Origin of the sequence: Pandoraea cepalis (assembly GCF_902459625.1) — a bacterium.
Taxonomy (GTDB): Bacteria; Pseudomonadota; Gammaproteobacteria; order Burkholderiales; family Burkholderiaceae; genus Pandoraea; species Pandoraea cepalis.
Genome location: NZ_CABPRY010000014.1, coordinates 61519 through 88384 on the forward strand (window position 1 = coordinate 61519; position 26866 = coordinate 88384).

Sequence of the window (26866 nt, forward strand, 5' to 3'; positions counted from 1 at the left end):
CAGCCCCTGCGCCGAGTGAACGAAACTGCGCGACGTTGTCATCGGCAACACCTCCTTTTCCCGTATTTGTTCATGCATTTGGCGCGCCGCGCCGTCCCGGCGTCGATCAGTCGAAGCGACGGTTGAACAGCACGTCGAAGCCGGACAGCGAACCGGTGCGCAGCACCAATTGCCAGCGACGCGACAGTTGCCACGTAATTTTCACGATACTCGCGGCGCTGGTCAGACTTTGCTCGTATCCCAGGGCGAAGTTGTCCGAGATTGCCTTGCCCACCCTCACGACCTGCTCGTCGTCCGACAGGCCCGAATCGCTGGTGCCGATGCTGAACTCGTCGATCCCGAGATCCTTGATGATGCGTCTGCCGCCCGTGGCCCCGAGCAGTGCCGTGGCCGCCCCCGCCATCGCCTGACGCTGGCCGAGCCCCGCGCCATCGGGGCCGTGGCCGAACATCAGCCACGAGAGCTTCTCCTCGTCCGACACGTTCGGCTCGGAGACGAGCGACACACGCGGCTGGCGCACCGTGCCCGTCACCAGCACCCCGGCGGCGACTTCCTGATTGCGGCGCATCGCCTGAATGTAGATCTCCGGATTGTCGAGCGGGCCGACGAAGTTGATCTGACCGCGCTCGATCGCGAGCTTCCGGTCGAACGCCTCGTACGTGCCCTCCGCCACCGTGATCGTGCCGGTTGCGCGCATCGTCGTGAGCGGATCACTCTGCAAACGCACACTGCCGCGCAACAGCAGGTCGGCCCCGGCACCGACGAAACGGAAGTCCCGCCCCAGATCCACGTCCACGTTGATGTGCGGCGAGAAGCGGCTGGCCGGCTTCGCGCTGATGCGGGCAGCCTCTTCCTTCGCATCGAGCGGCCGGGTGCGGGCCTGCGCGCCGCCGCGCACCACCACGACATCGTCGCCAAGCTTCGGCGCGCTGGTCGGCGGCAGCGCAAAACGGGCCCGGTCGATGGTGAACTTGCCGGTCACGGCCATCGCGTCGCCACTGCCCATCGCCTTCGCCTCGCCGGTGAGGGATAGCTGCCGGTCCGGCGCGGCGAACAATTGCAGCTTGTCGGCCGTGAGCGTAACGCCGAGCGTCGGCTCGGGCGTGTCGAGCCGGATGTTGCCCGTCGCCCGCGCCGTGCCGCCGCCACCGCCCGTCACGACCACGTCGCGCAGCACGATCTCGGTCGGCGTGAGCACCACGCGCACGCGTCCATTCTTGACGCGCACGCCCGTGTCGAACATCTGCATCGACAGATCGTCGGCGGTCAGCTCGCCGGTGGGACGCGGCTTGCCTACCGTGCCCGCGAGCGTCACTTGCAGGTTCGCACGCCCCTTGAAGGCAAATTGCGCCCCGGCCAGACGCTCGAAATTCGACAGATCGGGAATGGCAATGGCGAGGCGTCCGGCGAGCGGCGCGGTGTCCGGCACCTCGGGAATGCCGCCCTGCACATGCAGGCCCGCCTGTATGTCGGCGTCCAGCGTGCCGACCAGCGACGAGACGGCCTTGAGCGTGACGTGCGCTGTCTGCCCCGCCAGGTCGACGCGCGCGCGCAGCGCCGAGATCCCGAGCGGCACGCGCGCCCCCACGCCACCCTTCTCCGCTGTCAGGCCGGGAACGCCTGTCACCGTCACGTTCACGCTCTCGTTCAACCCGCCGCGGCGCAACGTGACGTCACCACTGCGCCGCACGACTTCGACGAAGCCGTCGGCCCGCTGACCGGTGTGCACGTCCCATTTGCCGTCGAGCACGAGGTCGCTGGCGACCGACGGCGACTCGCCCGTGAACGCGTGCATTACGCGCAGCACCTGCGCGACGTCGAGCGTGTCGAGGGTGCCAGCCGTCTTCAGTTGTCCATCGCCGTAGTCGAGGTTTGCCAGTGACGCCGTCCCCGCATCCGTCACGAGTTTGGCCGCGCCAAGATGTACGCGATCGGCACTCACCTGGACCTGCCACGGGGACGCAAGGGTGAGCTTCGGCACGCCCCGGTTCTCGAGCGTCTGGATCGTGCCGCGCCAGCCTGGCTTGCCGCGCGTATCGGTCACGGCGCCGGCGGCATCGAGATTCATGTCGAGCGGCGCTTCGCGAAGCTTGCCCGCCGCCTTCAGGTGCAATGTGTGTGCGCCGCGTGTGCCCGCCAGCGCAAGCGAGAGCCGGTCGAGCCGCGCGATGTCGCTGGTCAGGCCCTGGCCCTCGAGCGTCACGTTCAGCCGGTCGCCCGCCGCGCCCGGCAGGCCGCCGCTGACGTCCACCTTCCCGCTCAGATGCTGGAGCTTTTGCGCCCCGAAGACAAGCTTGTCGGCCGCGAGCGTCGCGACCACGACCGGACGCTCGATCGTGCCCGACACCTGCCCGTCCACTTGCAGGCGACCGGCGAGGCCGAAGCCGAGCTTGTCGAGCGACGGCGCGTCGATCTTTACCGCCATCTTGTCGCCCGCGGTGCCGAAGCTACCGCGCAATTGCACCTGGTTGCCCGCCACGAGCAGGTTGGCGTCACTGGGCAGCAGGCGCGTGCCCGCCAGCCTCACCGTGCCAGACCCGCTCATCGGCAAATCGGCGTAGACGCTGTCCTGCAATGCAAACTTGAGCGCGAGCCCGAACGCCGGACGCAGCGCCCCCTGCGCATCGACCTGACCCGTGACGCTCGCCGCTGGTGGCTTGGTACCCCGCTTTTGCGGGCCGTAAAGGTCATACCAGGCGGCGGGATCGAAGCGTGTGAGTTTGATCTGCGCCCGATAGGCGCCTGTATCGTCGTTTTCGAGAACGCCGGTGGCCGCAACCTTGCGATTGCCGGCCTCCAGCGAGAGCGCGTTGACGGTGGTGCCCTTGGCATCGAGACCGATGTCGGCCAGCACACGTCGGGCCGCGTCGCGCCAGTCGAGGACGATGTGTTGCCCGGTGGCGTCGAGCTTGATGTCGAGCGGCCCGCCCAGCGTCGTCGCAGGCAGCTTGCGGTACAACGCGCGCAGATCGAGATCGCGCATCGTCAAAGCGAAGCCGCCGACGGTCGACTCGGCATCCGCCGACGTCGGCGGCGCCGCCTTTGCGGCGCTGGCCGCATTCGCCGCCGTCGCCCCCGTCGCCGCCGTCGCCCCCGTCGCCCCCTTCGCCGCCGACGCGACAGGCGCCGTTGTCGCCGGCACCGATGCGGCCCCCCTCTCCCGACGCAGCTCGCCACTGCCGGTAAGCCGGCCACCGCCCACAAGCTTCAGCTCGATATCGGTCAGCGCCTGATGCGTCGCATCGAGCAGCACCTGCGTGCGCAGGCTCTCGACGGGCAGCCCGCCGGCATCGATGGCCCCTGGCTTGGCATTCGTCACGGACACCGGCCCCAGCACGCGGAATGTTTTGGCCCCCGGCGCCGGTCGCAAATCGGCCTGCACCGCGAGATCCGCCTGCGGCGCCGTGGGATCGAAGTCGCGCGGATTGAGGTGACTGAGCGACACCTGCGCGCGCGAGAGCGGCACGGCGCTGAACGGCGACGCGGCAATGTGCGCCGTACCGTTCAGGGACTTTCCGGTCGCCGTCAAGTCGACGACGAGCGCGTCGAGCGAGCCGGACAGGTCGGCCTGCAGAGCGACCGGAATATCGCCCGCCTTCGCTTGCAAGCCGACGTTGCCGCCCAGCGCGAACGGACGCCGGCCGTTCAACTGCACATTCGCCCGCACTTCGCCGTAGCGCGTGCCGAGATGTTCGACCTGAATCGTGTGTTGCGTGCCGTCGCTGCGCGCGGCGACGCGAACGTCGTCCAGCACCAGCGCAGGCGAATGCAGTGTGAGCTTCGCCACACGCACGTCGTTGAGCGTGAGGCCGAGCGGCAGACGCAGGCTCAACGGCATCGTCGTGGGTGTGGTCGACGGCGGCGATGGCGCAAACGCCATCTCCACGTCCCCCGCCTGCAACTTGTCGACGGTGAAATGCAGCGGGCGCAAGCGCAAGTCCCAACGGCTTTCGAGCCGGCTCACGGTGATGCGCGTCGCCCCGTCGAGATAGCGCAGGTCGTTCACGGTGAAGCCGTGCGCGAGGCTGCCGCTGCGCCATTCCCCCGAGAGTTTGCCGCCGAGCGTCGACACGGCCGTCTGCCACAGCCAGCGGCTGCCGCGCTCGCTCGACATCGCCCCGAGCAGCGCGCCAATGACCAACACGACGATGAGCAGGACGGCGAGTACGACGCCCGCCAGCGCTCGCACCCATCGCCGGTGACGCGCAGGCGGCGATGGTGGCGTGGGTGGCGTGGGTGGCGGCTCGGATGGAGACGGCGGCGGTGAGGTATCGAGTGGCATCGTCATCAGAAAGCCACCCCCAACGAGATGGCCGGACGGAACTGCTTGTTGCGCACGCCATAGCCCAGGTCGAGGTTCACCGGCCCGACCGGGCTGCGCCAGCGCACACCGACCCCCACGCCGTGATACAGCGGCGTGGGATGGCGATAGTCGTCGGTGGCCGTGCCGACGTCCCAGAACACGGCCCCGCCCCAGTCACGCGTGACCCAGCGCTGATATTCGAGACTTGCCGTGCCAAGGTACTTCGTGGGGAACGTGGTGCCGTTCTGCTGACGGCCAATGCTCTGATACGTATACCCGCGAATCGACGACGTGCCGCCCGCGAAGAACAGCAGCGACGACGGAATCCGGTTGCTGTTGCCGTTGGTGAGCACGGCGCCAAGCTCCAGGCGCGCGATCACGATGTCGCGTTGACCCACGGGAAAGTACTGACGGATACGGCCATAGAGACGCCCAAAACTCTGATCGGTGAGGACCGGCTTCGCCGCGACGCCGATCTGCGTGTTCACAATGTTGCCCTTGCGCGGAAAGATCAAGTCGTCGACATCGCGACGGTTCCACGAAAATGCCGCCACGAGCGCCTTGTTGAGGAAAGGCTGGCCGCCGTCGGGCCGTTCGTCCGCGCGGTAAAAGTCGAGCGTATAGGCCCAGTCGTAGCGATCGCGCGAGCGGGCGCGCTTGATGCCGATCTGGGTCGAGCGTTGATCGAGACCATTCAGATACGTGCGCTCGAACGATCCGCGAAGGCTGTTGGTGTAGGCGCTGGTGTCGGGCGGCATGGCGATTTCGGCGTATCCGCCCTGCCGGTATTGTTCCAGACGCGCCTGCGTGTCGAACGTCCACGCGCGGCCAAACAGGTTGTAGTACGAATAACGCCCGTTGACGCTCGCGCCGGTATCGGTCGTATAGCCGACCCCGCTTCGCACGCGCTGCGTGGGGAATTCGCGCACCTTGACGTCGACCGGTGCGTTTTCGGCACGCGCCGGGTCCTCCGTGACCGAGATGATGACGTTCGAGAAGTATGGCGTGGCCTGAATCTGACGCTGCAGTTCCCGCAAGCGCTCGGCGTCGAACGGCTCGCCCTCGGACAGCGGATTGACATTGCGGATGATCTGCGCCGGATAGCGCCGCGTACCGGAGATGATGAGCGGACCGAGGGTGAAGGGCGGACCGCTCTCGTACGTCGCGACGAGCGAGGCGGCGTCGTTATCGGCATCGATCACGGCGCGCGCGAAGGCCATTTTCGCCGCGTGATAGCGCTTCTGCCCCAGTTGGAACAGGGTGTCGTCCTTGGCCTTGTCCCAGTCGGCCTGACGGAACGGCGCATCCACCGGCAACGCCCAGGCATTGCGCAACTGCGCGACACGCTTCGGATCTTGCTCGATCACCGGGCCGGTGAACGTGAGATCGACGTTCTTGATATGCGTGCGCGGGCCGGAAGCCACTGCGACATGAACGTCGCGCTTGCCGTTGATGGTGGCCACGTCCACATGCGTGACGGGCGAGAAATAGCCTTCCGTCGACGTGAGTTCCTGCACCTGCTCGCCCACGGTCGCGATCAGATGTTCGAACTGGGCCTCGCCAATGTCGTCACGCGCGGCGTAGCGCACGAGATCGAGGTTGTCCGTCAGGAGCTTGGCCAGGCCGTTGGGGGCGTCGACACGAACGCGATAGTCGGCTTGCGCCGCACCGGGCATTCCCAGGCCCAATATCAAGCCGGCCAGCGTGACCAGCTTGGCCGGTAGCGTGCGCAAAGGGGGCACGACTGGGCGACGGCAAACGTCGTCACCGGGAGGGATCTGCGAGACGGTCAAAACCTTCCTTGGCGTGTTCAATGGTGCCGCCGGTCGTGCGGCATGCGGTCAATGGCGCTCAATCGCACCTTGGGTGCAAGCATGGCACAGCATTGGCGCGTGCGATGCGCATGTAAGGCGTATTTGAGACGTGTATGACGCGTATTTGACCATAACCCTTCCCCCCGTTCACCCGCTTGGCCCAAAACAGCCAAAACGGTGGGCCGGGGACGGGTTTGCGGTAGAATCTGCGTCGATTGGCGCCGTCCCGATGGCGCCGCTGTTGCCTATTTTTCGAGCAATCGACCATGTACGAATCCGACATCACCCAATTCATCAAGCAACTGAAGACCGAGAAGCCGACGCTGGAAGCCGAACAACGTCAAGGTCGCGCCCTGCTGTGGGACAAGCAGCCGATCGATTTGGACGAGCGCCGCCAGGCCCAGCAGTCGCGCGTGGCCCAGCAGCCCTACGTCTATCAGGGCGAGTAAGTCGCCGCTGCCCGGCCGAGTCCCGTCTTGAACCCGAGTCCGCCCGACGATCCGTCGTACACGCCCGAGCCGATCCCCGACGTCGCGCCGGCGTCGGCGCACGTCGATGCGACGGCGTCAGAGGCATCGTACGCACCGGAGATATCGGACCGACCGGAAGCCCCGGACGCGCCGGGGCCAGCATCGCCCCAGCCGCGCCCGGCCGGCAGCGCGGCGACGGAGCTGCCCTCGCCGCACAGCGGACAGGACTCCACGCCCGACACGGTCGACGGCGTGGCGCGTGCGCGCCTGTATGGCGAGCCGCTCTTCGCCCTGCCGAACGATCTGTATATTCCGCCGGACGCGCTCGAGATCTTCCTCGAAGCTTTCGAAGGCCCGCTCGACTTGCTGCTGTATCTGATCCGCAAGCAGAACTTCAACGTGCTCGACATCCCGATGGCGCAGGTCACGAAGCAGTACCTGCTCTACGTCGAACAGATCCGCCGGACCAATCTCGAGCTCGCGTCCGAGTATCTGCTCATGGCCGCGATGCTCATCGAGATCAAGTCGCGCATGCTGCTGCCGGTCAAGAAGGCCGACACCGGTGAAGACGCCGAGGACCCTCGCGCGGAACTCGTGCGCCGTCTGCTCGAGTATGAGCAAATGAAGCTCGCCGCGCAGAAGCTCGACACGCTGCCGGTGCTCGGCCGCGACTTCCTGCGCTCGCAGGTCTATATCGAGCAAAGCCTCCAGCCGCGCTTCCCCGATGTCGACGCCGAGGACCTGCGCGCCGCGTGGGCCGAAGTGCTGCGCCGGGCCAAGCTCGTGCAGCATCACAAGATCTCGCGTGAAGAGTTGTCCGTGCGCGAGCACATGAGCCAGATTCTGCGACGCTTGCAAGGCGCACGCTTCATGGAGTTCACCGAACTGTTCGACGTCACGCGCGGCGTGCCGGTCGTGGTGGTCAACTTCATCGCCATGCTCGAACTCTCGCGCGAGTCGTTGCTGGAGATCACCCAGGCCGAGCCGTTTGCGCCGATCTATGTCCGCCTGACCTACTCGCCCAACTGAGCGCTCAACGAAGCGCCCAGGAAAACTCGGGGCGGCGCGAGTCCGCCATGCCAGCGCGGTTTTGCGCACGCCCATTGAGATTTCCTCTACAATCGCCCGGACGTTTTGGCGGCCACGCCCTTGCCAGACAAGGCGCGCGCCACGCCTGGACGTAACACACACGTACGCCACGCACGGAACCTCAATGAAAGTCATCCCTTCGATTCATGAACTGCGCGACCAACTGCGCGGACAGAATCGCGTCGCCTTCGTGCCCACGATGGGCAATCTGCATGACGGGCATCTGTCGCTCATGCGGCTGGCGCGCCAGCACGGCGACCCGGTCGTTGCCAGCATCTTCGTGAACCGCCTGCAATTCGGACCGAACGAAGACTTCGACAAGTATCCCCGCACCATGGCGGACGACGTCGAGAAGCTCACGCGCGAGAACGTCTACGTGCTGTTCTCGCCGGATGAAAGGGAGATGTATCCGGAGCCGCAGGAATACCGCGTCGAGCCGCCGCACGATCTGGGCGACATTCTCGAAGGCGAGTTCCGCCCGGGCTTCTTCAAGGGCGTGTGCACGGTCGTCACCAAGCTCTTCTCGTGCGTGCAGCCGCGCGTGGCCGTGTTCGGCAAGAAGGATTACCAGCAACTGATGATCGTGCGCAGCATGTGTCGTCAGTTCGCGCTGCCTATCGAAATCATCGCCGCCGAGACCGTGCGCGCCGACGACGGCCTGGCGCTGTCCTCGCGCAACCGCTACCTGTCGGACGCCGAGCGCGCGGAAGCGCCGCAGCTCTATCGTCTGCTGGGCCAGGTTCGCGACGACGTCAACGGGGGCAAAACGGACTATGCGGCGCTCGAAGCTGCAGCCATGCAAACGCTGACCGAGCGCGGCTGGAAGCCGGATTACGTGGCGATTCGCCAACGCGCCAACCTGCGCGTGCCGGTCCCTGGCGCCGCACCGGCCGAGAGTCTGGTGGTGCTTGCGGCCGCCAAGCTCGGCGCGACACGACTGATCGACAATCTCGAAATCTGAGCGCCGGGCACGCCGCATACGGTCGAACGACCGTTGCCGTGTGCTCCCGACGCAAGCCGCGCGTGCCGCTTGCACGCGCATCTTTCGTCGCGCCGCTCGCGCGACACCGTAATACTAGAGGCAAGCCATGTACCGCACCATGCTCAAGTCGAAGATCCACCGCGCCACCGTGACGCATTGCGAATTGCATTACGAAGGCTCGTGTGCGATCGACGAGAATCTGCTCGAAGCCTCGGGCCTTGTCGAAAATGAGCAAATCGACATCTTCAACGTCAACAACGGCGAACGCTTCACGACCTATGCCATTCGCGGCGAGCGCGGCAGCGGCATGATCTCGCTCAATGGCGCCGCGGCCCGCCGCGCACAACTGGGCGACGTCGTCATCATCGTGTCGTACGCACAGGTCGAGGAAAAGGAAGTGCTGGCCGGGTTCAAGCCCAAGCTGGTGTTCGTCGACGAGAAGAACGTGCAGAAGGGCGAACGCGATCACGTGCCGCTGCAAGCGTGGGAAGAGACACGCGCCTTCGAGGCGGCGCAAGCAGCCAAGTAAGGCCGCCCGTCGACGCCAACGACAAGTGTCGAATAACCAAGGGGCCCGCGGGCCCCTTGGTCATTGTCGTCGCGCCGGTTCATTGACCGCCCCGCAGACGATCACTTCGCGACAAAGGCCGTAATGCCCTCCCACTGCGGCAGATCGCGTTCAACGCGTCCCGGCGCCACGTCCCACAGCGTGAGGCCGTGCGCGGCGAGCTGCACATAGTTCTGCGTGTTGCGCAGCATGCCGAGCACCGGCAAGCCGGCCTCCTCGCAGTAGCGCGAGAGCTGATCGGCCGCGCGAGTGCGGGCATCGACCCGCATGCCGACCACGCCGATACGCACATCACCCTGACGCACCGCCCGCTCCTCGCCCAGCTTTTGCAGGAAATCGCGTGTGGCGAGGATATCGAAGATCGACGGCTGCAGCGGCACCAGCACGTGGTCGGCGAGTTTGAGGATCGACTCGAGCCGCTTGCCGTGCAAACCCGCGGGGGTGTCGAGCACCGCATGGGTCGTGCCCTTGGGTGGACGGGCGACATCGTTGTGATCGACATCCCAGGTGGCGATCGGACGCAGTCCAGGCGGGCGCAAGCCCAACCAGGCCCGCGACGACTGCTGCCGATCCGTGTCACCGAGCATCACCGCATGCCCCTGCGCGGCCAGATAGCCGGCCAGATTGGTCGCCAGCGTGCTCTTGCCCACTCCCCCCTTCGGATTCGCCACCACAATCACCGGCATTGCAGACTCCCCTAGGTCGATTTGCCGTTCATCTTACAACGGCGGGATGGCGGCCTCGCGTCAGTCCGCCTTCGCTGTGCACTCATGCAGACACGCCCAGACGCGCGATAGATCCAGATGCGCCGCCAGCGAATCCGCCAACCGGTCGAGCGACGCCTCGCGTAGCGCGTTGTAGTCCTGCGCCTCGACGTCACCGGCGCCGGCCCACGTGAGCAACGCTTGCAGGGCCTGTGGCGTATCGAACAGGCCATGCAGGTAGGTCCCCATCACCTGATCGTCGGCCGAGCGGGCGCCGTCGGCACGGGCGGCCGCTTCACTCGATTGCCCCGCGTGGCTCGCTTCGCCCGCCAACCAGACAGCCGGCCGCTCGAGCGCCGCCCCGTGCGTCACGCCCATGTGGATCTCATAGCCGCTCACGGGGGCATCGCCGACGCTCAGGTGTCCCGTCACGACACGGAGCTGCTTTTGCGGCTGCATCGTGGTCTCGAGGTCGAGCCATCCGAGGCCGGCGGTCGTCCCTGCCTCGCCTTCCAGCCCGAGCGGGTCGTGAATCGCCGTCCCGAGCATCTGCAAGCCGCCGCAGATACCCAGCACCTTGCCGCCGTAGCGCAGATGCCGTGCGATGGCCGGAGCCCAACCCTGCGCCCGCAGCCATGCCAGATCGGCACGCACATGCTTGCTGCCGGGCAGAATCACGAGATCGCTGTCGGGCCACGGCTCGCCCGCACTGACATAGCGGAAATCGACCTGCGGGTGCGCCCGCAAGGCGTCGAAATCGGTGTGATTGCTGATGCGTGGCAACGCGGGTACCGCGACGCGCAGCCGCGTCTCACTGCGCGCGGCCGAGTGGCGCTCGCCGGGCAGCATGTCTTCGCCATCCAGGTGCAGGCCGTGAAGATAGGGCAACACGCCCAGCACCGGGATGCCGGTGCGCGCCTCCAGCCATTCGAGGCCACTGGTCAACAGCGACGGATCGCCTCGAAACCGGTTGATGACGAAACCCTTGATGCGTGCACGCTCGCTCTCGGAAAGACACGCGAGCGTGCCGAGCAATTGCGCGAACACACCGCCCCGGTCGATATCGGCGACGAGCAACACTGGCGCGTCGACCGCTTCGGCGAAGCCCATGTTCGCGATGTCGCGCGCGCGCAGGTTCACCTCGGCCGGACTGCCTGCCCCTTCGACGAGCACCGCATCGTAGCCGGTGCTCAAGCGCTGGTAAGCGGCCAGCACGGCGGCCATCGCACGCGGCTTGTACTCGTGATACGCACGCGCATCCAGATCGGCTATGACCTTGCCGCCGATGATGACCTGCGCGCCGCGGTCGCTGTTCGGTTTGAGCAGCACGGGATTGAAGTCGGTGTGCGGCGCGATGCCGGCCGCCTGCGCCTGCAAGGCCTGCGCCCGACCGATCTCGCCGCCGTCGGCCGTCACGGCACTGTTGAGTGCCATGTTCTGCGGCTTGAACGGTGCCACGCGCACGCCTTCACGATGGAGCAAACGGCACAGACCGGCGACCAATGTGCTCTTGCCGGCATCGGACGAGGTGCCCTGAATCATCAGGGTGCCCCGATAGGCGCGTGCGGGCGCCGCGAAATTGACAGGGAATTCACTCATGACGCGAATTATCGCATCGGCCGCTCGTACAATATTGCCCATGAGTGCCCTCGACCTGACTTTCGTGCTGGGTGGTGCGCGCTCCGGCAAGAGTGCGTTCGCCGAACGTCTCGCCGGACAAAGCGGCCTGCCGGTCACCTATGTCGCTACCGCCGCGGTAAGCGACGAGCCCGAGATGCGCGCGCGCATAGCCCATCATCGCGCCAGCCGTCCGGCGCACTGGCGCACCGTGGAAGTCGGACGCGATCTCACGGGAACGCTGCGCGACGTTGCCCGCGACGGCCATTGCGTACTGGTCGACTGTCTGCCGCTGTGGCTGGCCGGTTGGCTCTGCCCGCCGGACGATCATCCCGAAGGGCCCGCCAGCGATGCGCAGTGGCACGATGTTGTCGAATCGCTCGACCGGGCGCTGGAATCGCTGCCCGGCAAGATCGTTGTCGTCAGCAACGAAATCGGACTCGGCGTGATTCCGATGGGCTCGCTGACGCGACGCTACGTCGATGAGCTGGGCCGTCTGAACCAGCGTGTCGCGGCACGCGCCCCGCAAGTGCGTTTTGTCGTCGCCGGATTGCCGATGGCCGTCAAAGGATAATCGCCAATGCTCACTGCCATCGCCCCCGAATCGCTCTGGCTCGCCGCCCTGATCGGCGTACTGCTCGACGCCTGGCTCGGCGAGCCGCGCCGGTGGCATCCGCTGGCCGGATTCGGCTACATCGCCAACGGCGTCGAAGCTTGGCTCAACACGCCCGGCATCCAGGACAAGCCGTTCAGCGCCATGGTGCGCGGCGCCTGGGCGTGGGCGATCATGCTGGTACTGCCCGTCGCGATCGCCTGGGCGCTGACGTTCCTGCCCGGTTGGGGCGGCATTGTCTGGCAGGCGCTCGCGTTGTACGCCGCCTTGGGGGCGCGCAGCTTGCGCGAGCATGTGATGCCCATCGCCCAGGCCCTGCGCGACGGCGACCTGACGCAAGCGCGTGCGCTCACGGCGCGCATCGTCTCGCGCGACACTGAAGACGCGAGTGCCTCCGATCTCGCGCGCGCAGCGGTGGAGTCAACGCTGGAGAACGGCAACGATGCCATCTTCGGCGCGCTGTTCTGGTTCGCCATCGCAGGCGCGCCCGGCGTCGTGCTGTTCCGACTCGCGAACACGCTCGACGCCATGTGGGGCTATCGCACCGACAAGTTTCTGTACTTCGGCCGACCTGCCGCTCGCATCGACGATGCCCTTAACTGGATTCCCGCGCGGCTGACCGCTGCGAGCTACGCCATCTTCGGCGACGTCGCCCGAGCCATCGACTGCTGGCGCACGCAGGCGAGCGCCTGGTCCAGCCCGAACGCCGGGCCGGTGATGGCCGCCGGGGCCGGCAGTCTCGGTGTCCAGTTGGGCGGTCCTGCCCGCTATCAAGGCGAGTGGGAAGCACGTCCGGCGCTGGGTTGTGGCATGACGCCCTCGCCGCAGCACATCGAGGCCGCGTGGCGGCTTATCTCGCGCTCGATGTGGATGTGGCTGATCGTCGGCGGCGCGCTCGCGCTTTTCGCGGCCTCACAGGCCGATAGCGTGCCGACGGGAATGTTGTGAGCGAGACGGCATTCCCCGCGTTGGACGCGTCGCCAGCGCCTCGCCATGGCGGCAATCTCGGCGAAGCCATTTTGCGGTATCAACGGCCCCGCGAAGACTGGCTCGACCTGTCCACCGGCATCAATCCGAACGGCTATCCCGTGCCGATGCCGCCTGCGAGCGTCTGGCGCGACTTGCCCGATGCCTTCGACGATCTGCGCGACGTGGCGGCGCAGTACTACGGCGCGCCGGTCCAGACCGTGGTGCCGTGCGCCGGATCGCAGGCCGTCATTCGCGCGTTACCCGCGCTGCTGCCACCGGGACGCGTCGCCGTCGCCTCGCTCACCTACAGCGAGTACGCGCCGGCCTTCGCCCAAGCCGGACACACCCTTGTGCCATGGCTGGGGCCCGAGGCCGGCTTGCCCGACGTCGACTACCTCGTGTGGGTCAATCCCGACAATCCGACGACACGGTGCGTTTCACGCCAGACCCTCTCCCGATGGCAAGGTTTGCTGGTCGAGCGCGGTGGCATGTTGATCGTCGACGAGGCATTTGCCGACGTGTCGCCCAACGCGTCGATGACGTCCCACGCGGGCGAGGATGGCCTCGTCCTGCTGCGCTCGGTCGGCAAGTTCTTCGGGCTGGCGGGCATTCGCGCGGGCTTTGCGCTTTGTCCGCAGGGGGTGGCGACGCGCTTGGCCGAGCGGCTCGGCGCGTGGACGGTCAGCGGCCCGGCAAGGTTCGCGGTACGAACTGCCCTGCGCGATACGGCCTGGCAAGCGGCGACGCGCGTGCGTTTGGAGAAGGACGGCGAGCGCCTGCTTGCGCTGTTGCGAGGGCGGGGCTGGCCCGCGCAAGGCACGCCCCTTTTCGCATGGACACCGCATGCGATGGCGCCGCGATGGCACGCGCAGTTGGCGGCCCAAGGCATCTGGACACGTCTTTTCGAGGCACGTCCGATCGCCGTGGAGAACGGGGAAACGCGGACCTTGCCGAGTCTGCGGCTCGGCCTGCCGTCGACCGAGGCCGAGTGGCAGCGATTACAGTCGGCACTCGACGGCTCGCACCCCGAATGACATTTTAGGGAACTGCGGAAGTGAGGGGCCGTCCAAATTCCTCGTAACGCGCCCGAAGGGTCGCCTCATCTGCGCTTACCTCGTATCAAACGACGTGAGACGCGAGCCCTTTTTCGTTACAAATTGAAGCATTTCTGCAACAAATGCATACAGTCATCGCCGAAGGGCGCCGTTAGACTGAAGGTTCTTTCGCAAGGGCTTTCCCCGATAAAAGGACGACCAAATGAAAAAACTGCCTCTGTTGCTCGCGACCCTCCTGACCGCCGCTGTCGTGACGGTTGGTTGTACCAAGAAGGAAGACCAAACGGCCGCGCCGGCCGCCGACACGTCGGCATCGGCACCGGCGGCAGGCATGGCCGCGCCGGCCAGCGACGCAGGCGCTGCCATGAGCGCTCCGGCGTCGGACGCAGGTGCTGCCGCCCCGGCCCCGGCGTCCAACTAAGGTCGCCAACCGGTTGGCCGGACACTGCCGCGCACGCGGTTCTGTCACACGGTGCACCATCAACCGGTCGCCGGAGTCTCGCTTCAGTAACGCTGCAGTCAGGACGTAGTCACGCTTCAGTCACGCCCTGACAATGCGTTAGCGATCGCGCCCCTTGAACTCTCCGGAGTCCGGGGGCGCGGTCGTTTTCACTTGCGGCGCGATCGCCAGCGTGTTGTCTCACGAGGCTTCGCACCATGCGTCTATCGACACGTCCCGCTATTTGACCACCGTTACGCCACCGTCGATCACGCCGTAGGCTTGCACCTTGCTCGTGCCGTTCGCGGCGCTCGCACCGCCATGTCCGTCCGGCGCCGCACACGCACCGAGCATCATCACCAGCGCGAGCGTCAACGCGCTCCTCATTCCGATATTTCGCTTCACGACTTCCACTCCTGGAATCCGGCGCACGGGCCGTACGTGTTGTCTGCCAATGTCCCGACGCGCTCCAGCCTATCGCGTCACGCATCGTTCGACCTCTCATGCATGACATCGGTTCGCGGGGATCAGCACGCCAGCCCCTTGTCGCGACGCCACAACCCGCAGAGAATGGCGAGTCAGCCGGCGGACCGGTGCGTTTTCGCGACGCTCCACCGTGCCAACCCACGTCCTTCAACCCCCAAGCCCGCCCAGATGCCGCTCAATCTTCCGGCCGTGCCCCTGCTTTGCCGTCTCCGCGGAATTCGCCGCTATGGAATTGCCCTGGCCGCTGCCTGGCTCGCCACGCTCAGTGCCCACGCCGCCATCTCCGTCAGAGATGACTCCGGTGCCATGGTCACCCTCCCGGCGCCGGCCCAGCGCGTGGTGAGCCTCTCGCCGCACGCGACCGAGCTGCTGTTTGCAGCCGGCGCGGGCGACAAGGTCGTGGGCGTGGTCGCCTACTCCGACTACCCCGAGGCCGCGCGTCGCCTGCCGCGCGTTGGCGACAACAGCGCGCTCGATCTCGAACGCATTCTCTCGCTCAAACCCGACCTGCTCGTCGTGTGGATGCATGGCAACTCGCAGCGTCAGGTCGAAGCATTGAGACAGTTGAAAATACCGATCTTCTATTCCGAGCCGAAGCATCTGACGGATCTGCCCGCGGCAATCGAGACGCTGGGCACGCTGACGGGAACACCTGCCAAAGCGCAAGCGTCGGCGCAAACGTTTCGCGCGCGCTACGAAGCGCTGCGCAAACAGTACGCATCGCGCTCTCCTGTCGAGGTCTTCTATCAGGTGTGGACGCAACCGCTCATGACGCTCAACGGCAACGCCATGGTGAGCGACGTGATCCGGCTGTGCGGCGGTGTGAACGTCTTCGCCGACGAAGCGCCGCTCGTGCCGCGCGTGTCCATCGAAGCGGTACTGGCCAAACGTCCGGAAACGATGTTTACGGCGACGTCTGGCGCAACGGCGTCCGCCAAGCCGCTCGCCACGCTCGATGCTTGGCGCAAGTGGCCGCAGTTGCCTGCCGTGGCCCATAACAACCTGTTCGGCATCGACGGCGACCTCATCAGCCGGCCCGGCCCGCGCATTCTCGACGGCGCACGCGCGATGTGCGAAGACCTCGATATCGCTCGCGCACGTCGCCAACCTGCCGTGCAGTAATGCCGTCGCGGGGCGGAGCCCGGCCGCTCACGCGTTCCAGCGAATCAATCGCGCATGGCCGTCGTCGGCGACGTGAAGGTGGCAGAGCGCGCCGAAGTCGAGCGCCCATGACAGGCATGCCGTGGTCGGCATGCGCAACGCCGTTGCGGTGTGCAGACGAATCGGTCCAGCGTGGGCGACGGCCACATGCACGTCGTTCGCGACGGCGCGCAACGCCCTCGCCCACGAATGCATGCGCAACACGACGTCGCGCGCGGATTCACCGCCGGGAGGCGAGAATCCATGGATGTCGCGTGCCCACGCATCGAGATCGCGCCGGTCGAGGGTGTCCCATGGCCGCATTTCCCACGCGCCGAAGTCCATCTCCGCGAGACGCGCATCTTCTGTCACCGGCACGCCGAACGACGTCGCCAGGGTGTCGGCGGCGCGTCTTGCGCGCTGCAAGGGACTGCAGTGAATCGCCGTCGGCGTGCGGCCGTCAAGTTGCGCCGCGAGTCCGGCCCGCATCGCGGCGACACACGCGTCGAAGCGCGCCGCGTCGACCGGCAGGTCGGTCCGGCCGTAACAGACGGACGAGGCGACATCGGGCGGCGGATGCCGCATCAGGATCAGATCCATGCGCACACCGTGAGATACAGCGCGAGTTCGCCAAGTTGTTGGGCAAAGCCGAGCGTGTCGCCGGTGTAGCCGCCAAGGCGGCGGCGCAGATACCGGATGAAGCCCGCGCGCAATGCGATCAGCACCACCGCGCCCGTCACGCCGGCGCGCCAGTCGGGCCACCCCCACCACGGCACACTGCACGCCACGCCGAACAGCAGCTCGCGCAGGTGCAAACGTTGCGCGACCGGCTTGGCCTTGCCTTCCGGGCGCACGTAATCGAGCGAGCGCAACAGACTGATCGCCATGCTGCGGCTGGCGGCGTGCGCGCCGATCAGCACGACGGCAAAGCCGCCCCACCCCGCCGCCGCCTGTATGTCGACGAGGGCCTGCCATTTGACGGCAAGCGCCAGCCACAACGCCACCGCGCCGTAGGTGCCGATGCGCGAGTCGTGCATGATCTCCAGCGCGCGCTCACGCGTGAACGCGCCGCCGAACGCGTCGACCGAATCGGCCAACCCGTCCTCATGAAAAGCCCCCGTGAGCAGCACACTGATGCCCAACCCCAATGCGATCGCGAGGTGCGGCGACCACAACCGGCCCATCGCCACCGTCAACAACGCGACGAGCGCGCCGACGAACACGCCGACGAGCGGGAAATAACGCGTCGCGGCATTCAGTTGCTCGGGCGAATGACCGACCCATGGCGGAATCGGCACCCGTGTAAAAAACCCGAGCGCGGTCAGGAAAAGCCGCACCTGTCCCTTGATGCCCCCGAACGCCCCTGCGAAAGCCCCTTTGCGCGCCGGGCGATCCTGCGTTGCCAACGCGCTCGACGGCGCATCGACATCGTCGCAGGGGCGCGAGGGATCGGGGGACGAGGGGGTCATTGGTCCGACGCCTCGCGCTCGCTCACGCCCGCCCCTTCGAACGTTGCCATCTCGCGCAGAAACGCGGCGGCCGCCTGAATGAGCGGCATCGCGAGCGCAGCGCCCGTGCCCTCGCCGAGACGCAGGCCCAGTTGCAGCAACGGCGTCGCCGTGAGGATCTCGAGCATGGCACGATGGCCGGTTTCGTCCGATGCGTGCGCGAAGACGCAATAGTCGAGCACCGCCGGCGACATGCGCGCGGCGACCAACAGCGCCGATGTGCTGATGAAGCCGTCCACCACGATGACGAGTCCCAGCTTCGCGGCCGCGAGATATGCGCCGGTCATCATTGCGATCTCGAAGCCGCCAAAGGTGGCGAGCGTCTCCAGCGGATCCGGCATCCCCTTCCCCACGTGCGGATGCGCCGCCAGCGCACGCTCGAGTATGGCGGTCTTTCGCACGAGACCGGCGTCGTCGACACCGGTGCCACGCCCGACACATGCCGCGAGTGGCAGGCCGGTCAGCCGCTGCATCAGGCACGCCGCCGACGACGTGTTACCGATGCCCATCTCACCAAAGCCAATCATGCGCGTGCCGAGCGCGGCGTGCGCCACGACGCGCGCGGCCCCGGCGGCCAACGCCGTTTCGAGTTGCTCGCGGGTCATGGCGGGCGCTTCGAGGAAGTTCTGCGTGCCGCGCGCCACGGGAATGTCGACGAGCGACGCATGCGACGGAAATTCAGCGGCAACGCCCGCGTTGACGACCTCCAGCCCAATGCCGTGGGTGCGGCAGAACACATTGATGGCCGCACCGCCGCGCAGGAAGTTATGCACCATCTGCGCGGTGACGGCTTGCGGATATGGACTCACGCCCGCAGCGACGATGCCGTGATCGCCTGCGAACACCAGCATGGCCGGACGCGCGAGATCGGGCGTCGCGCTCTGCTGAATCCGGCCGACCTGGTAGGCCACGCGCTCGAGCGCGCCCAGGCTGCCGGGCGGCTTCGTCTTGATGTCGATGGCGTGCCTGAGCGTGGCGTCCATCGCCGTGGCAGGCGCGTCGATATCGAACAGTTCGGCGAGCGAGGGGCTGAAAGCATTCATACGGTGACGTCCTGAAACAATGAGGCGGTGGTTACATTTCCACGCCGGCCTGCGCACGGATGCCCTGGGCAAACGCATGCTTGACCGGCGTCATATCGGTCACGGTGTGGGCCACATCGATCAGCGCTTGCGGGGCGCCGCGTCCGGTGATCACCACGTGCTGCATCTCCGGTCGTGCCCGCAAATCGGCGATCACCGTGTCGACGTCGAGATAGCCGAGCTTGAGGGCAATGTTCAACTCGTCGAACAACACCAGACCGAACGACGCGTCGCGCAGCATTCGGCGCGCTTGCTCCCAGGCCGCTTCGGCCTTTGCGATGTCGCGCGTGCGGTCCTGCGTCTCCCAGGTGTAGCCCTCGCCCATCACGAAAAACTCGCACTCCGAAGGAAAGCGGCGCAGGAAAGTCTCCTCCCCCGTCGGGATCGCGCCCTTGATGAACTGCACGACGCCCGTCTTCATGCCGTGCCCCATCGCGCGCACGACCATGCCGAAGCCGGAGCTCGATTTCCCTTTGCCATTACCGGTCGTGACGACGATCACGCCACAGTCGCGCTGGGCCTGCGCGATCTTGTCGTCGATCACCTCCTTCTTGCGCGCCATGCGCGTGCGATGGCGCGCATCGCGCCCGTCGTCGGATGCCGATGGCGATTCGGATGGCGTTGGGGATTGCGGCGTTTCTTGCGTCATGAACAGCACCTGTCAAAAGCGGGCATGCGACGCGGGACGGCCGCACGCGGTTGAGAGTGTACGCCCGTACGACGGGGCATCATGCGCGCCATTCACAGGCGACGCGCGGGCACGAGGGCCTCGTCGTCGCCATCGCGAATGAGACGCAGCGGATACCCGAAGGCGTGGCTGCAATGCTCGGCGCAGAGCACGTCGTGCACCGGGCCGGCGCGCCATCCGCCACGGCCGTCGAGCAGCAAAGCGTGCGTGGCGAAGCGTCGCGCCAGATTCAAATCGTGGCAAGAGAAGATGACGGCGGCATCAATTCGTTCCGCGTGGCGCGCGACGCGCTCCAACGCGTCGATCTGGTGATGCAGATCGAGATGCGAGACCGGTTCATCGAGCAACAGCAACGGTGTGGCCTGCGCCAGCACGGCGGCCAGCGATACGCGCTGGCGCTCGCCCCCCGAGAGCGTGGTGACGTCGCGCGCGGCGAAGCGCTCCAGGCCGACCTGCGCAAGGGCGGCCATGGCGGCGGCGATGTCGTCGTCCGACTCCCATGCCCCCCAGCGGCCTCGCGCCAGATAGGGATGACGGCCCGTCAGCACCACTTCGAGCGCGGTGGCGCCGAACGCGTCGCGCGTCTGTTGCGGCATCAGCGCGCGCACCTTGGCGAGCGACGCCGGACGCCACTGCGCCAGCGCCTTGCCGCCCAGCGTCACGCGGCCGCTGGCGCTGAGCGGGACGCCGCGCGGCGGTATGTCGTCGACGTGACGCAGCCCGGCGAGCGTGCCAAGCAATGTCGTCTTGCCCGCGCCGTTGGGCCCGGCCAGACACCAGCACTCGCCCGGCGCGATCACGAGATCGAGCTGGTCCACGAGCACCCGTTCGGCGGCGCGCAGCGTCAGCGCGTGTGTTTGCAGCAGCGGTGCGCTCATTGGATGGCTCGTCGGGAAAGCAGCCACAGGAAAACGGGCACGCCGATCATCGCCGTGATGACACCAACGGGCAATTGCGTCGGCGCAATGACAGTGCGCGCCACGAGATCGGCGAACATCAGCAACGCCCCGCCCCCGAGCGCGGCGGCCGGCAGCAGCATGCGCTGATCGTTGCCGAAGCGCAAACGCAGGATGTGCGGCACGACGAGACCGACGAAGCCGATGCTGCCCGCGGTGGTCACTGCCACGGCGGTTGCCAGCGACGCCGCCAGATAGATGCGGGCGCGCAGCGGGCCGACGGCCACGCCCACGCCATGCGCCACCGCTTCGCCACGCAGCAGCACATTCAGGCGATGCGCGACCGGACACACGATGAACAGCGTCGCCGCGAGCGCGATCAACGGCAACCCGGCGCGGTCGACGCCGTTCAGATCGCCCGTGAGCCAGAACAGCATGCCGCGCAGGCTGGCGTCGGGTGCGAGGGTGAGGATGAGCGTGGCGAGCGCGCCAAAGCCGGCGGCCGTCATCACGCCGGTCAACAACAATTGGGTACTGCTGTCGTGATCGTCATGGCGTAGAAAGCTTCGGCGAGACAGCGCCATCACGAGGGCAATGGCCGCAAGCGCGCCGACGAAGGCGCTCGTCTGCACCCAGAAAAAGGGCAGCATGAGCGCCAGCGACGCCAGCGCGGCAACCCCCGCGCCGCCGGAAATGCCCAGCACGTAAGGGTCGGCGAGCGGGTTGCGCAACAGCGTTTGCATCAACGTGCCCGCGACCGCGAGCAGGCCGCCACAGGCGAACGCGGCAAGTGCGCGCGGCAGACGCAGACGCCAGACCACGTCGCCGGCAAGACCGGCGTCATGGCCGAGCAGCAACGTGCCGATTTCGCGCAGCGAGACCGGCACGCTCCCCAGCATGAGCGACACCACGAGAACGGCCAGTGCCACACCGGCCAGTCCCGTCCAGATGGCGAGGGCGCGACGCAGCGTCATGCGACGTCTCGCCCTGCCGGGACGTCGTTAGAACTGCTTCCAGCCGAGCGAGACGTAAATCGCGCGTCCAAGGGTGTTGTAGCCATAGACCGTCTGGGAATGCTTGTTGAAGACGTTGTCGAGGTGCGCCGAGACGTACCAGGATTTGTCGATATCGTAGCGTGTCTGAAGGTTCACGAGCGTGTAGGCACCGAGATGCTGACCGCCCGTATCGTAACGCTCGCCGTTGTAGAAGACATCGCCGCCGACGGTGAATTTGCCGAACGTCTTCGACAGACCGACCGACCCGAACTGCCGGGCGCGACGCGCCAGTTGCTTGTCGGCATCGAGATCGGTTGGGTTCTGCCGCGTGAACGACGCGCGCACGTCCATGCCGAGGAACGGACGGCCCGCGTAGGTCAACTCCAGGCCCTCGACGCGCGCGTTTGCGACGTTCGCGGCCGTGTACGGAAACACCGTGAGCGACTGGATCAGGTTGGTGTACTGGGTCCGGAACCCCGTCAACTTGACCAGGCCGAGGCGCTCGCCGCCGTTGAACTGCACGGCGAGTTCCTTCGAAATCGAGCGTTCCGGTTGCAGGTTCGGATTGCCGAAGCCCGGATAGAACAGCTCGTTGAAGGTCGGTGCGCGAAAGCCGTCCGACGCATTGGCCATGACCTTCCACTGCGGCGTGAGCGAGTAGCCATAGCCGGCCCAGTAGCTGTTCGCGCCGCCGAAATCGGAATACACGTCGCGTCGCACGTTGGCCTGAATCTGATGCTTGCCGAATTGTCCCTCGTATCCGACGTAGCCCGAATCGAGATGGCGGTTGTTGCGGTCGTAGTTCGTACTGCTCTCGACCGTTTGCTCCAGACGCGTGTAGCCGGCGATCAGCTTCTGATCCGGCATGAACGCATATTCGTTGGCCCAGTCGATCTGGTTGCTCGACGTATGGAAGTTGCCGTTACCGCTGCCGTTCAGATAGTTATAGCTGTAGTCGTCGCCCTGCGTGACGGTGATCCGGGTCTTCCACTTGTCCGTGAGGTTGCCCTTCGCATAACCAGAGATCTGGCGAACGCGGGCGTCGCTGTCGTTCAGGTCGGTGGGTTTGCCGTAGGCATTGTCGTAGCTGCTGCTGCCGTCGCTCTGGAACAGACGCGCACCGACCTCCCACGTGTCGCCGACCTTGCGCGACAGCGATGCGCTCACGCTCGTGTTGTCGTCGCCGTTGCGGTTGGGGTTGACCTTCGGCGCGAAGCGCGGGTCCTGCGCCGAGATGCCGTTGGTGTGAAACCGCGAGACGTCCAGGGAGAAGCGGGTCTTGCCGTCGTCGAACGAGCCGGCGATGCCGGCGTTGGCCTGCGTGGTGTTGTTCGTGCCGTAGCCCACTTCGGCATAGGCGCGGGGCGGGCCGCCGTTACCCTTGCGCGTGAAGATCTGGATCACGCCACCGACGGCCTGCGAACCATACAGGGCCGAGACGTTGCCGCGCACGATCTCGATGTGGTCGATCTGCGACACCGGGATCTGGGCGATGTTGGTCGTACCGGTTGTGGCTGCGTTGACGGGCACCCCGTCGATGAGCACGAGCGAAGCATTCGATGCCGCGCCGCGCATGAAGACGCTGGCCGACGTGCCGAAACCGCCGTTCTGCACGATTTCCACGCCGGCCTGTCCGCGCAGCAGCGTCGGCAAATCCTGCGTCTGGCTGCGTTCAATGTCTTCGCGCGTGATGACCGAGGTGGCCGCCAGCGTGTCTGTCAGCGTCTGCTCGGTGCGCGAGGCTGTCACCACGGTCGCCTTGAGTTGCACGGCGGTGGAGCTGTCGGTGGCGGGGTTGTCGGGCGGATTGGCGGCGAGCACCGCCGGCATGGGCGACGCCGTCGATGCGGCATCGGCGGACTGGGCCGACTGGGCATGGACGCCGATGCTGGCGGCCAACAGGGTCGCCGCGAGGGCAAGACGGTGCGGGGCGGCAACAGACGTGGCCGGTGCAGCAGTAACGCGGGTAATGCAGCCAGTGCAGGTAGGACGTGGCAAGACAGGCGCGTGCAGCGCCATCGCGCGAACGTGGGTGCGCATGATCGGGTGTGACTTCCGTAGTTTTTTTATTGCCTAGGCCCGTTCCCCCGCAGGCCGCTGGCGCAAGGGGAGCGCCGGTGACACGTCACGGATGCGAAGCACCGACACATGAAAACGACGACTGCCCGCCACCGGCTGCGCCGGATGGCATGGCGTTTCCCCACTCACTCAGGCCGGTATCCGGGCTGGTCATTGTGGCGCCTGACCGGCCTTCCCGCGAGCGGATAACTCACAGTGGCGATGAAGGTGAAGCGCGTTTTCGGAAACCTTTCGGGCCGAAAGAATGACTTACCGTTGCGGGGGCAGCACAGGTTGACCAGCCCGTGTGGGGGCGCGGCTCCCTGTTTCCCGTTTAACTGCGCATGCCGGGAGGGCGTGCGCGAGCACCGAAGTGCCGCAAGTGTAGGGGCCATTCGAATGAGCGTCAATGCTCGTTCGTCGGGCATTGGCCGCCGATTCCGTTAGAATGTAGGGCAATTAAGAGGACGCAGCCCGATGCTCACCGATCTCGACAATCTCACCGACAAAATTGAACAGTTGGTTGTGATCAGCCAACGTTTTCATCAACACAACCAAGCGCTGCTCGCCGAACTCGATCGCGCGCGTGCTGAATGCGACGACACACGCACTGCCATCGAGCAGTTGCGTGTCGAGCGCGACGCCCTGCGTCTGCAGCGCGATCAGCTTGCTGCCAAGATCGACGAAGCGCAGGTTCGCCTGAATGCCATTCTGGAAAAGCTCCCGACGCAGAACCCCGCTGAAGGTCAAATGGATCTGCTCGGCACCCCCGGTGGAGAAAACGCATGACGATCAAGCAGCTCGAAGTCAATATTCTGGAACAGTCGTATCGGCTCGCCTGCCCGCCGGAACACGAGGCCGACTTGCTGTCTGCGGTGTCGCGCGTCGATGCCGAGATGAGCAAGGTGCGTGCGCAAAGCAACGTGCGCGGCACCGACCGGATTGCCGTCATGGCAGCCTTGAGTCTGGCATCCGAATTGCTTGCGCTGGAAAAAAGTATTGCTGCTGGACAAGCATTCCCCGCGGAAGAAATTCAGAGTAGAATGAATCGCATGAACGAACGACTGAGTGCTGTGATCGATCAGTATCAAAGCTGAAAATTCACTGGCTGCCGTTCGATTCAAAAAGTTAGTTTTCCCTGCCTGGTTCGCGAAAGTCATAGATTCCTTGAACCAATGATCTGTTGCAGGTTGCGGAAGTTTGTAGTGCTGGTGTGATCGTCACTCTGTCTGATGAACCCGAAGCGTTACTAACCGCGACCACCTTGAACCTCACGGTTCAGGATGCCGGCTTAGCGGCTGAGGCGGGGACCCAATACACGGCACTGCGCATGCAGTGCCGTTTTTTTTCGTCCGTTGCTGTCGCGTTCGCACGTCGCGCTCGCACAAAAAGAAAGCGGCCCGTAGGCCGCATTTCCATCGATCGCCTCACGCCAGCGTGGCAGGTCGATCAGAACTGCGCTTCGCTCAACGACAGGGTCGACGCCGCGCCCTCGGTAATCGCCAGCGCAAGACCCGGGGCGCGCGTGAGGAAGTGATCCGCGAAGAAGCGCGCGGTACCGATCTTGGCATCGTAGAACGACGGGTCCTGATCGCGTAACGTCTGTGCGGCCAGCAACGCGCGGCCCATCTGCCATCCACCCAGCACGATACCGGCAAGCGTCAGGTACGGCACGCTTCCTGCAAACACTGCATTCGCATTGTCCTGCGTGTTCGCGAGCACATAGTCGACTGCGACCGAGAGCGCTTCGCGCCCCTTCGCCAGACGGTCTGCCACGCCCGGCCCCACGCCGCCCAGCGCCCGCAGTTCGTTTTCCGTCACCCTGATCTGCTCGCACAGGGCGCGAGCCACGGCACCGCCGTCGCGCAGCGTCTTGCGGCCGATCAGATCGTTCGCCTGAATCGCCGTCGTGCCTTCGTAGATCGGCAGGATGCGCGCGTCGCGGTAGTACTGCGCCGCGCCCGTTTCCTCGATAAAGCCCATGCCGCCGTGCACCTGCACGCCGAGGCTCGTCACCTCCAGCGACATCTCGGTGCTCCAGCCCTTGACGATCGGCACGAGAAATTCATAGACGGCCTGTGCACGTTTGCGTTCGGCGGCGTCTGCTGCGTGATGACCGATATCGGCGTGTGCTGCCGCCACGTATGCGAGCGCACGCGCGCCTTCGGTCAGCGAACGCATCGTCATTAGCATGCGCTTGACGTCCGGGTGATGAATGATGGCTACGGCGTCACGCGACGAGCCGTCGACCGGACGGCTTTGCAAACGATCGCGGGCGTACGCGACGGCATGCTGATATGCCCGCTCGGCAATAGCCACACCTTGCATGCCGACCGCGAAGCGCGCGGCGTTCATCATGATGAACATGTATTCCAGGCCGCGATTCTCCTCGCCGACAAGGTAGCCCGTTGCCCCGCCGTTGTCGCCGAACTGCAGCACCGCCGTCGGGCTCGCCTTGATGCCGAGCTTGTGCTCGATCGACACACAATGCACATCGTTGCGCGCCCCGAGATTGCCCTCGGCGTCGACGTTGAACTTCGGCACGATGAACAGCGAAATGCCCTTCACGCCGGCGGGCGCATCAGGGGTGCGGGCGAGCACGAGATGCACGATGTTCTCCGCCATGTCGTGCTCGCCGAACGTGATGAAAATCTTCGTGCCAAAGATGCGATACGTCCCGTCGGCCTCGCGCTCGGCGCGCGTGCGCACCATCGCGAGATCGGAGCCCGCTTGCGGCTCGGTCAGGTTCATCGTGCCGGTCCACTCGCCCGAAAGCAGTTTCGGGACGTAGAGCGCGCGTTGTGCATCAGTGCCCGCGGTGAGCAACGCCTCGACAGCGCCGTCGGTCAGCAACGGACACAGCGCGAACGACAGGTTCGCGGCATTGAGCATTTCCGTGCACGGCGTGGCCACCAGCTTCGGCAGCCCCTGCCCGCCAAACGCTTGCGGATGCACCACCCCCTGCCAACCCGCCTCGGAGAACTGACGAAACGCCTCCTTGAAGCCCGGCGTGGTCGTGACGACGCCATCCTTCCACGTGCTCGGCTGCTGGTCGCCAATGACGTTCAGCGGGGCCAGCACTTCCTGATTGAAGCGCGCCGCTTCCTCGAGCACCGCCTGCGCGAGTTCGGGCGAGGCGTCCTCATAGCCCGGCAGCGCCGAGATGCTCGTCAGATCCGCCAGTTCGTTCATCACGAACTGCATGTCCTTGATCGGGGCCTGATAACTCATGTCGTTCCTCCAACGAATTCCGATTGCCTGCGGATGACGGCGAATGCCGAGATGCTTAGGATGTTTTTATGTTTTTGTTCGACCGATTCGCATGAAGACGCCACACCGTCGCGGGCCAGCCTCCTCATGCGGATCGGCTGCGGGAGACGATCCCGCAGC

24 protein-coding genes, 1 other RNA gene and 1 riboswitch are annotated in these 26866 nt (G+C 66.0%); of the genes, 12 read left to right on the plus strand and 13 right to left on the minus strand.

Annotation, left to right across the window (positions count from 1 at the left end):
• Window positions 1-106: 106 nt before the first annotated feature.
• Both PCE31107_RS21080 and PCE31107_RS21085 read right to left on the minus strand, forming a co-directional pair.
• On the minus strand, window positions 107-4288 hold the full coding sequence (locus PCE31107_RS21080) for a translocation/assembly module TamB domain-containing protein (protein WP_150610553.1): 4182 nt from the start codon (window positions 4286-4288) through the stop codon (window positions 107-109).
• On the minus strand, window positions 4288-5979 hold the full coding sequence (locus PCE31107_RS21085; protein WP_150610572.1) for an autotransporter assembly complex protein TamA: 1692 nt from the start codon (window positions 5977-5979) through the stop codon (window positions 4288-4290). Before PCE31107_RS21085 ends, PCE31107_RS21080 begins: the two co-directional genes overlap by 1 nt.
• 404 nt (window positions 5980-6383) lie before the next feature.
• On the opposite strand from PCE31107_RS21085, the gene PCE31107_RS21090 reads away from it, so the two are divergent.
• The 4 genes from PCE31107_RS21090 to panD all read left to right on the plus strand — a co-directional run bounded on the left by PCE31107_RS21090 (window position 6384) and on the right by panD (window position 9187).
• Window positions 6384-6566, plus strand: a complete 183-nt coding sequence (locus tag PCE31107_RS21090; RefSeq protein WP_017235051.1) for a DUF3460 family protein — start codon at window positions 6384-6386, stop codon at window positions 6564-6566.
• Between the two features lie 141 nt (window positions 6567-6707).
• Window positions 6708-7616, plus strand: a complete 909-nt coding sequence (locus tag PCE31107_RS21095; protein WP_425494741.1) for a segregation and condensation protein A — start codon at window positions 6708-6710, stop codon at window positions 7614-7616.
• A 184-nt stretch (window positions 7617-7800) separates the two neighbouring features.
• A complete protein-coding gene (panC, locus tag PCE31107_RS21100) occupies window positions 7801-8637 on the plus strand; it encodes a pantoate--beta-alanine ligase (protein WP_150610554.1) in 837 nt (278 codons plus the stop codon).
• 127 nt (window positions 8638-8764) lie between these two features.
• Window positions 8765-9187 (plus strand): aspartate 1-decarboxylase, encoded by a 423-nt coding sequence (panD, locus tag PCE31107_RS21105; protein ID WP_017235048.1) that lies wholly within the window; start codon window positions 8765-8767, stop codon window positions 9185-9187.
• Between the two features lie 101 nt (window positions 9188-9288).
• Here panD and PCE31107_RS21110 read toward each other — a convergent pair whose 3' ends face one another.
• Together PCE31107_RS21110 and PCE31107_RS21115 are read right to left on the minus strand one after the other, a co-directional pair.
• Entirely contained in the window at window positions 9289-9912 is a 624-nt protein-coding gene (locus tag PCE31107_RS21110) for a ParA family protein (RefSeq protein ID WP_150610555.1), read from the minus strand.
• A 60-nt stretch (window positions 9913-9972) separates the two neighbouring features.
• Window positions 9973-11529, minus strand: a complete 1557-nt coding sequence (locus PCE31107_RS21115) for a cobyric acid synthase (protein ID WP_150610556.1) — start codon at window positions 11527-11529, stop codon at window positions 9973-9975.
• 40 nt (window positions 11530-11569) lie between these two features.
• On the opposite strand from PCE31107_RS21115, the gene cobU reads away from it, so the two are divergent.
• From cobU to PCE31107_RS21135, 4 genes are all read left to right on the plus strand, one after another.
• Window positions 11570-12121 (plus strand): bifunctional adenosylcobinamide kinase/adenosylcobinamide-phosphate guanylyltransferase, encoded by a 552-nt coding sequence (gene cobU, locus PCE31107_RS21120; RefSeq protein WP_150610557.1) that lies wholly within the window; start codon window positions 11570-11572, stop codon window positions 12119-12121.
• A 6-nt stretch (window positions 12122-12127) separates the two neighbouring features.
• Window positions 12128-13108: an adenosylcobinamide-phosphate synthase CbiB gene (gene cbiB, locus PCE31107_RS21125; protein WP_150610558.1), complete on the plus strand. Its 981-nt coding sequence runs from the start codon at window positions 12128-12130 to the stop codon at window positions 13106-13108.
• A complete protein-coding gene (cobD, locus tag PCE31107_RS21130) occupies window positions 13105-14163 on the plus strand; it encodes a threonine-phosphate decarboxylase CobD (protein ID WP_246181922.1) in 1059 nt (352 codons plus the stop codon). Before cbiB ends, cobD begins: the two co-directional genes overlap by 4 nt.
• Window positions 14164-14386: 223 nt before the next feature.
• Window positions 14387-14605, plus strand: a complete 219-nt coding sequence (locus PCE31107_RS21135) for a hypothetical protein (protein ID WP_130025216.1) — start codon at window positions 14387-14389, stop codon at window positions 14603-14605.
• A 258-nt stretch (window positions 14606-14863) separates the two neighbouring features.
• Here PCE31107_RS21135 and PCE31107_RS23465 read toward each other — a convergent pair whose 3' ends face one another.
• Window positions 14864-15028, minus strand: a complete 165-nt coding sequence (locus PCE31107_RS23465; RefSeq protein ID WP_174966751.1) for a hypothetical protein — start codon at window positions 15026-15028, stop codon at window positions 14864-14866.
• Between the two features lie 249 nt (window positions 15029-15277).
• Between PCE31107_RS23465 and PCE31107_RS21140 the strand changes: the two genes are divergently transcribed.
• The gene (locus PCE31107_RS21140) at window positions 15278-16231 is read left to right on the plus strand and encodes a cobalamin-binding protein (RefSeq protein WP_150610559.1); all 954 of its coding nucleotides are present in this window, start codon (window positions 15278-15280) and stop codon (window positions 16229-16231) included.
• Between the two features lie 27 nt (window positions 16232-16258).
• On the opposite strand, the gene cobC is transcribed toward PCE31107_RS21140, so the two are convergent.
• The 7 genes from cobC to PCE31107_RS21175 all read right to left on the minus strand — a co-directional run bounded on the left by cobC (window position 16259) and on the right by PCE31107_RS21175 (window position 23458).
• Window positions 16259-16849 carry an alpha-ribazole phosphatase family protein gene (gene cobC, locus PCE31107_RS21145; RefSeq protein ID WP_150610560.1) on the minus strand — a complete coding sequence of 197 codons (591 nt, stop codon included), beginning with the start codon at window positions 16847-16849 and terminating at the stop codon, window positions 16259-16261.
• Complete coding sequence (locus PCE31107_RS21150) at window positions 16840-17718, minus strand: adenosylcobinamide-GDP ribazoletransferase (RefSeq protein WP_246181923.1); 879 nt, start codon at window positions 17716-17718, stop codon at window positions 16840-16842. Before PCE31107_RS21150 ends, cobC begins: the two co-directional genes overlap by 10 nt.
• The gene (cobT, locus tag PCE31107_RS21155) at window positions 17715-18800 is read right to left on the minus strand and encodes a nicotinate-nucleotide--dimethylbenzimidazole phosphoribosyltransferase (RefSeq protein ID WP_150610561.1); all 1086 of its coding nucleotides are present in this window, start codon (window positions 18798-18800) and stop codon (window positions 17715-17717) included. Before cobT ends, PCE31107_RS21150 begins: the two co-directional genes overlap by 4 nt.
• A gap of 31 nt (window positions 18801-18831) precedes the next feature.
• Window positions 18832-19488, minus strand: a complete 657-nt coding sequence (cobO, locus tag PCE31107_RS21160; protein WP_150610562.1) for a cob(I)yrinic acid a,c-diamide adenosyltransferase — start codon at window positions 19486-19488, stop codon at window positions 18832-18834.
• 92 nt (window positions 19489-19580) lie between these two features.
• Window positions 19581-20405 (minus strand): ABC transporter ATP-binding protein, encoded by an 825-nt coding sequence (locus PCE31107_RS21165; RefSeq protein ID WP_150610563.1) that lies wholly within the window; start codon window positions 20403-20405, stop codon window positions 19581-19583.
• Window positions 20402-21397 (minus strand): FecCD family ABC transporter permease, encoded by a 996-nt coding sequence (locus tag PCE31107_RS21170; RefSeq protein ID WP_150610564.1) that lies wholly within the window; start codon window positions 21395-21397, stop codon window positions 20402-20404. Before PCE31107_RS21170 ends, PCE31107_RS21165 begins: the two co-directional genes overlap by 4 nt.
• A gap of 27 nt (window positions 21398-21424) precedes the next feature.
• A complete protein-coding gene (locus PCE31107_RS21175) occupies window positions 21425-23458 on the minus strand; it encodes a TonB-dependent receptor plug domain-containing protein (RefSeq protein WP_150610565.1) in 2034 nt (677 codons plus the stop codon).
• A gap of 154 nt (window positions 23459-23612) precedes the next feature.
• Window positions 23613-23864, minus strand: a riboswitch (cobalamin riboswitch).
• Window positions 23865-23953: 89 nt separating this feature from the next.
• Here PCE31107_RS21175 and PCE31107_RS21180 point away from each other — a divergent pair.
• From PCE31107_RS21180 to ssrS, 3 genes are all read left to right on the plus strand, one after another.
• Window positions 23954-24265, plus strand: a complete 312-nt coding sequence (locus PCE31107_RS21180) for a hypothetical protein (RefSeq protein ID WP_017235031.1) — start codon at window positions 23954-23956, stop codon at window positions 24263-24265.
• The gene (locus PCE31107_RS21185) at window positions 24262-24573 is read left to right on the plus strand and encodes a cell division protein ZapA (RefSeq protein WP_017235030.1); all 312 of its coding nucleotides are present in this window, start codon (window positions 24262-24264) and stop codon (window positions 24571-24573) included. Before PCE31107_RS21180 ends, PCE31107_RS21185 begins: the two co-directional genes overlap by 4 nt.
• A 35-nt stretch (window positions 24574-24608) precedes the next feature.
• Window positions 24609-24790: non-coding RNA, 6S RNA (ssrS, locus tag PCE31107_RS21190), on the plus strand.
• 135 nt (window positions 24791-24925) lie between these two features.
• Here ssrS and PCE31107_RS21195 read toward each other — a convergent pair.
• Entirely contained in the window at window positions 24926-26707 is a 1782-nt protein-coding gene (locus tag PCE31107_RS21195; protein ID WP_150610566.1) for an acyl-CoA dehydrogenase, read from the minus strand.
• Window positions 26708-26866: the final 159 nt, after the last annotated feature.

Bases quoted from the DNA above. Each gene is read 5' to 3' on its own strand.
- PCE31107_RS21080 (WP_150610553.1), bottom strand. From the start codon at position 4,288: ATGACGATGCCACTCGATACCTCACCGCCGCCGTCTCCATCCGAGCCG.
- PCE31107_RS21085 (WP_150610572.1), bottom strand. From the start codon at position 5,979: ATGCCCGGTGCGGCGCAAGCCGACTATCGCGTTCGTGTCGACGCCCCC.
- PCE31107_RS21090 (WP_017235051.1), top strand. From the start codon at position 6,384: ATGTACGAATCCGACATCACCCAATTCATCAAGCAACTGAAGACCGAG.
- panC (WP_150610554.1), top strand. From the start codon at position 7,801: ATGAAAGTCATCCCTTCGATTCATGAACTGCGCGACCAACTGCGCGGA.
- panD (WP_017235048.1), top strand. From the start codon at position 8,765: ATGTACCGCACCATGCTCAAGTCGAAGATCCACCGCGCCACCGTGACG.
- PCE31107_RS21110 (WP_150610555.1), bottom strand. From the start codon at position 9,912: ATGCCGGTGATTGTGGTGGCGAATCCGAAGGGGGGAGTGGGCAAGAGC.
- PCE31107_RS21115 (WP_150610556.1), bottom strand. From the start codon at position 11,529: ATGAGTGAATTCCCTGTCAATTTCGCGGCGCCCGCACGCGCCTATCGG.
- cobU (WP_150610557.1), top strand. From the start codon at position 11,570: ATGAGTGCCCTCGACCTGACTTTCGTGCTGGGTGGTGCGCGCTCCGGC.
- cbiB (WP_150610558.1), top strand. From the start codon at position 12,128: ATGCTCACTGCCATCGCCCCCGAATCGCTCTGGCTCGCCGCCCTGATC.
- PCE31107_RS21135 (WP_130025216.1), top strand. From the start codon at position 14,387: ATGAAAAAACTGCCTCTGTTGCTCGCGACCCTCCTGACCGCCGCTGTC.
- PCE31107_RS21140 (WP_150610559.1), top strand. From the start codon at position 15,278: ATGCCGCTCAATCTTCCGGCCGTGCCCCTGCTTTGCCGTCTCCGCGGA.
- cobC (WP_150610560.1), bottom strand. From the start codon at position 16,849: ATGGATCTGATCCTGATGCGGCATCCGCCGCCCGATGTCGCCTCGTCC.
- PCE31107_RS21150 (WP_246181923.1), bottom strand. From the start codon at position 17,718: ATGACCCCCTCGTCCCCCGATCCCTCGCGCCCCTGCGACGATGTCGAT.
- cobT (WP_150610561.1), bottom strand. From the start codon at position 18,800: ATGAATGCTTTCAGCCCCTCGCTCGCCGAACTGTTCGATATCGACGCG.
- cobO (WP_150610562.1), bottom strand. From the start codon at position 19,488: ATGACGCAAGAAACGCCGCAATCCCCAACGCCATCCGAATCGCCATCG.
- PCE31107_RS21165 (WP_150610563.1), bottom strand. From the start codon at position 20,405: ATGAGCGCACCGCTGCTGCAAACACACGCGCTGACGCTGCGCGCCGCC.
- PCE31107_RS21170 (WP_150610564.1), bottom strand. From the start codon at position 21,397: ATGACGCTGCGTCGCGCCCTCGCCATCTGGACGGGACTGGCCGGTGTG.
- PCE31107_RS21175 (WP_150610565.1), bottom strand. From the start codon at position 23,458: ATGCGCACCCACGTTCGCGCGATGGCGCTGCACGCGCCTGTCTTGCCA.
- PCE31107_RS21180 (WP_017235031.1), top strand. From the start codon at position 23,954: ATGCTCACCGATCTCGACAATCTCACCGACAAAATTGAACAGTTGGTT.
- PCE31107_RS21185 (WP_017235030.1), top strand. From the start codon at position 24,262: ATGACGATCAAGCAGCTCGAAGTCAATATTCTGGAACAGTCGTATCGG.
- PCE31107_RS21195 (WP_150610566.1), bottom strand. From the start codon at position 26,707: ATGAGTTATCAGGCCCCGATCAAGGACATGCAGTTCGTGATGAACGAA.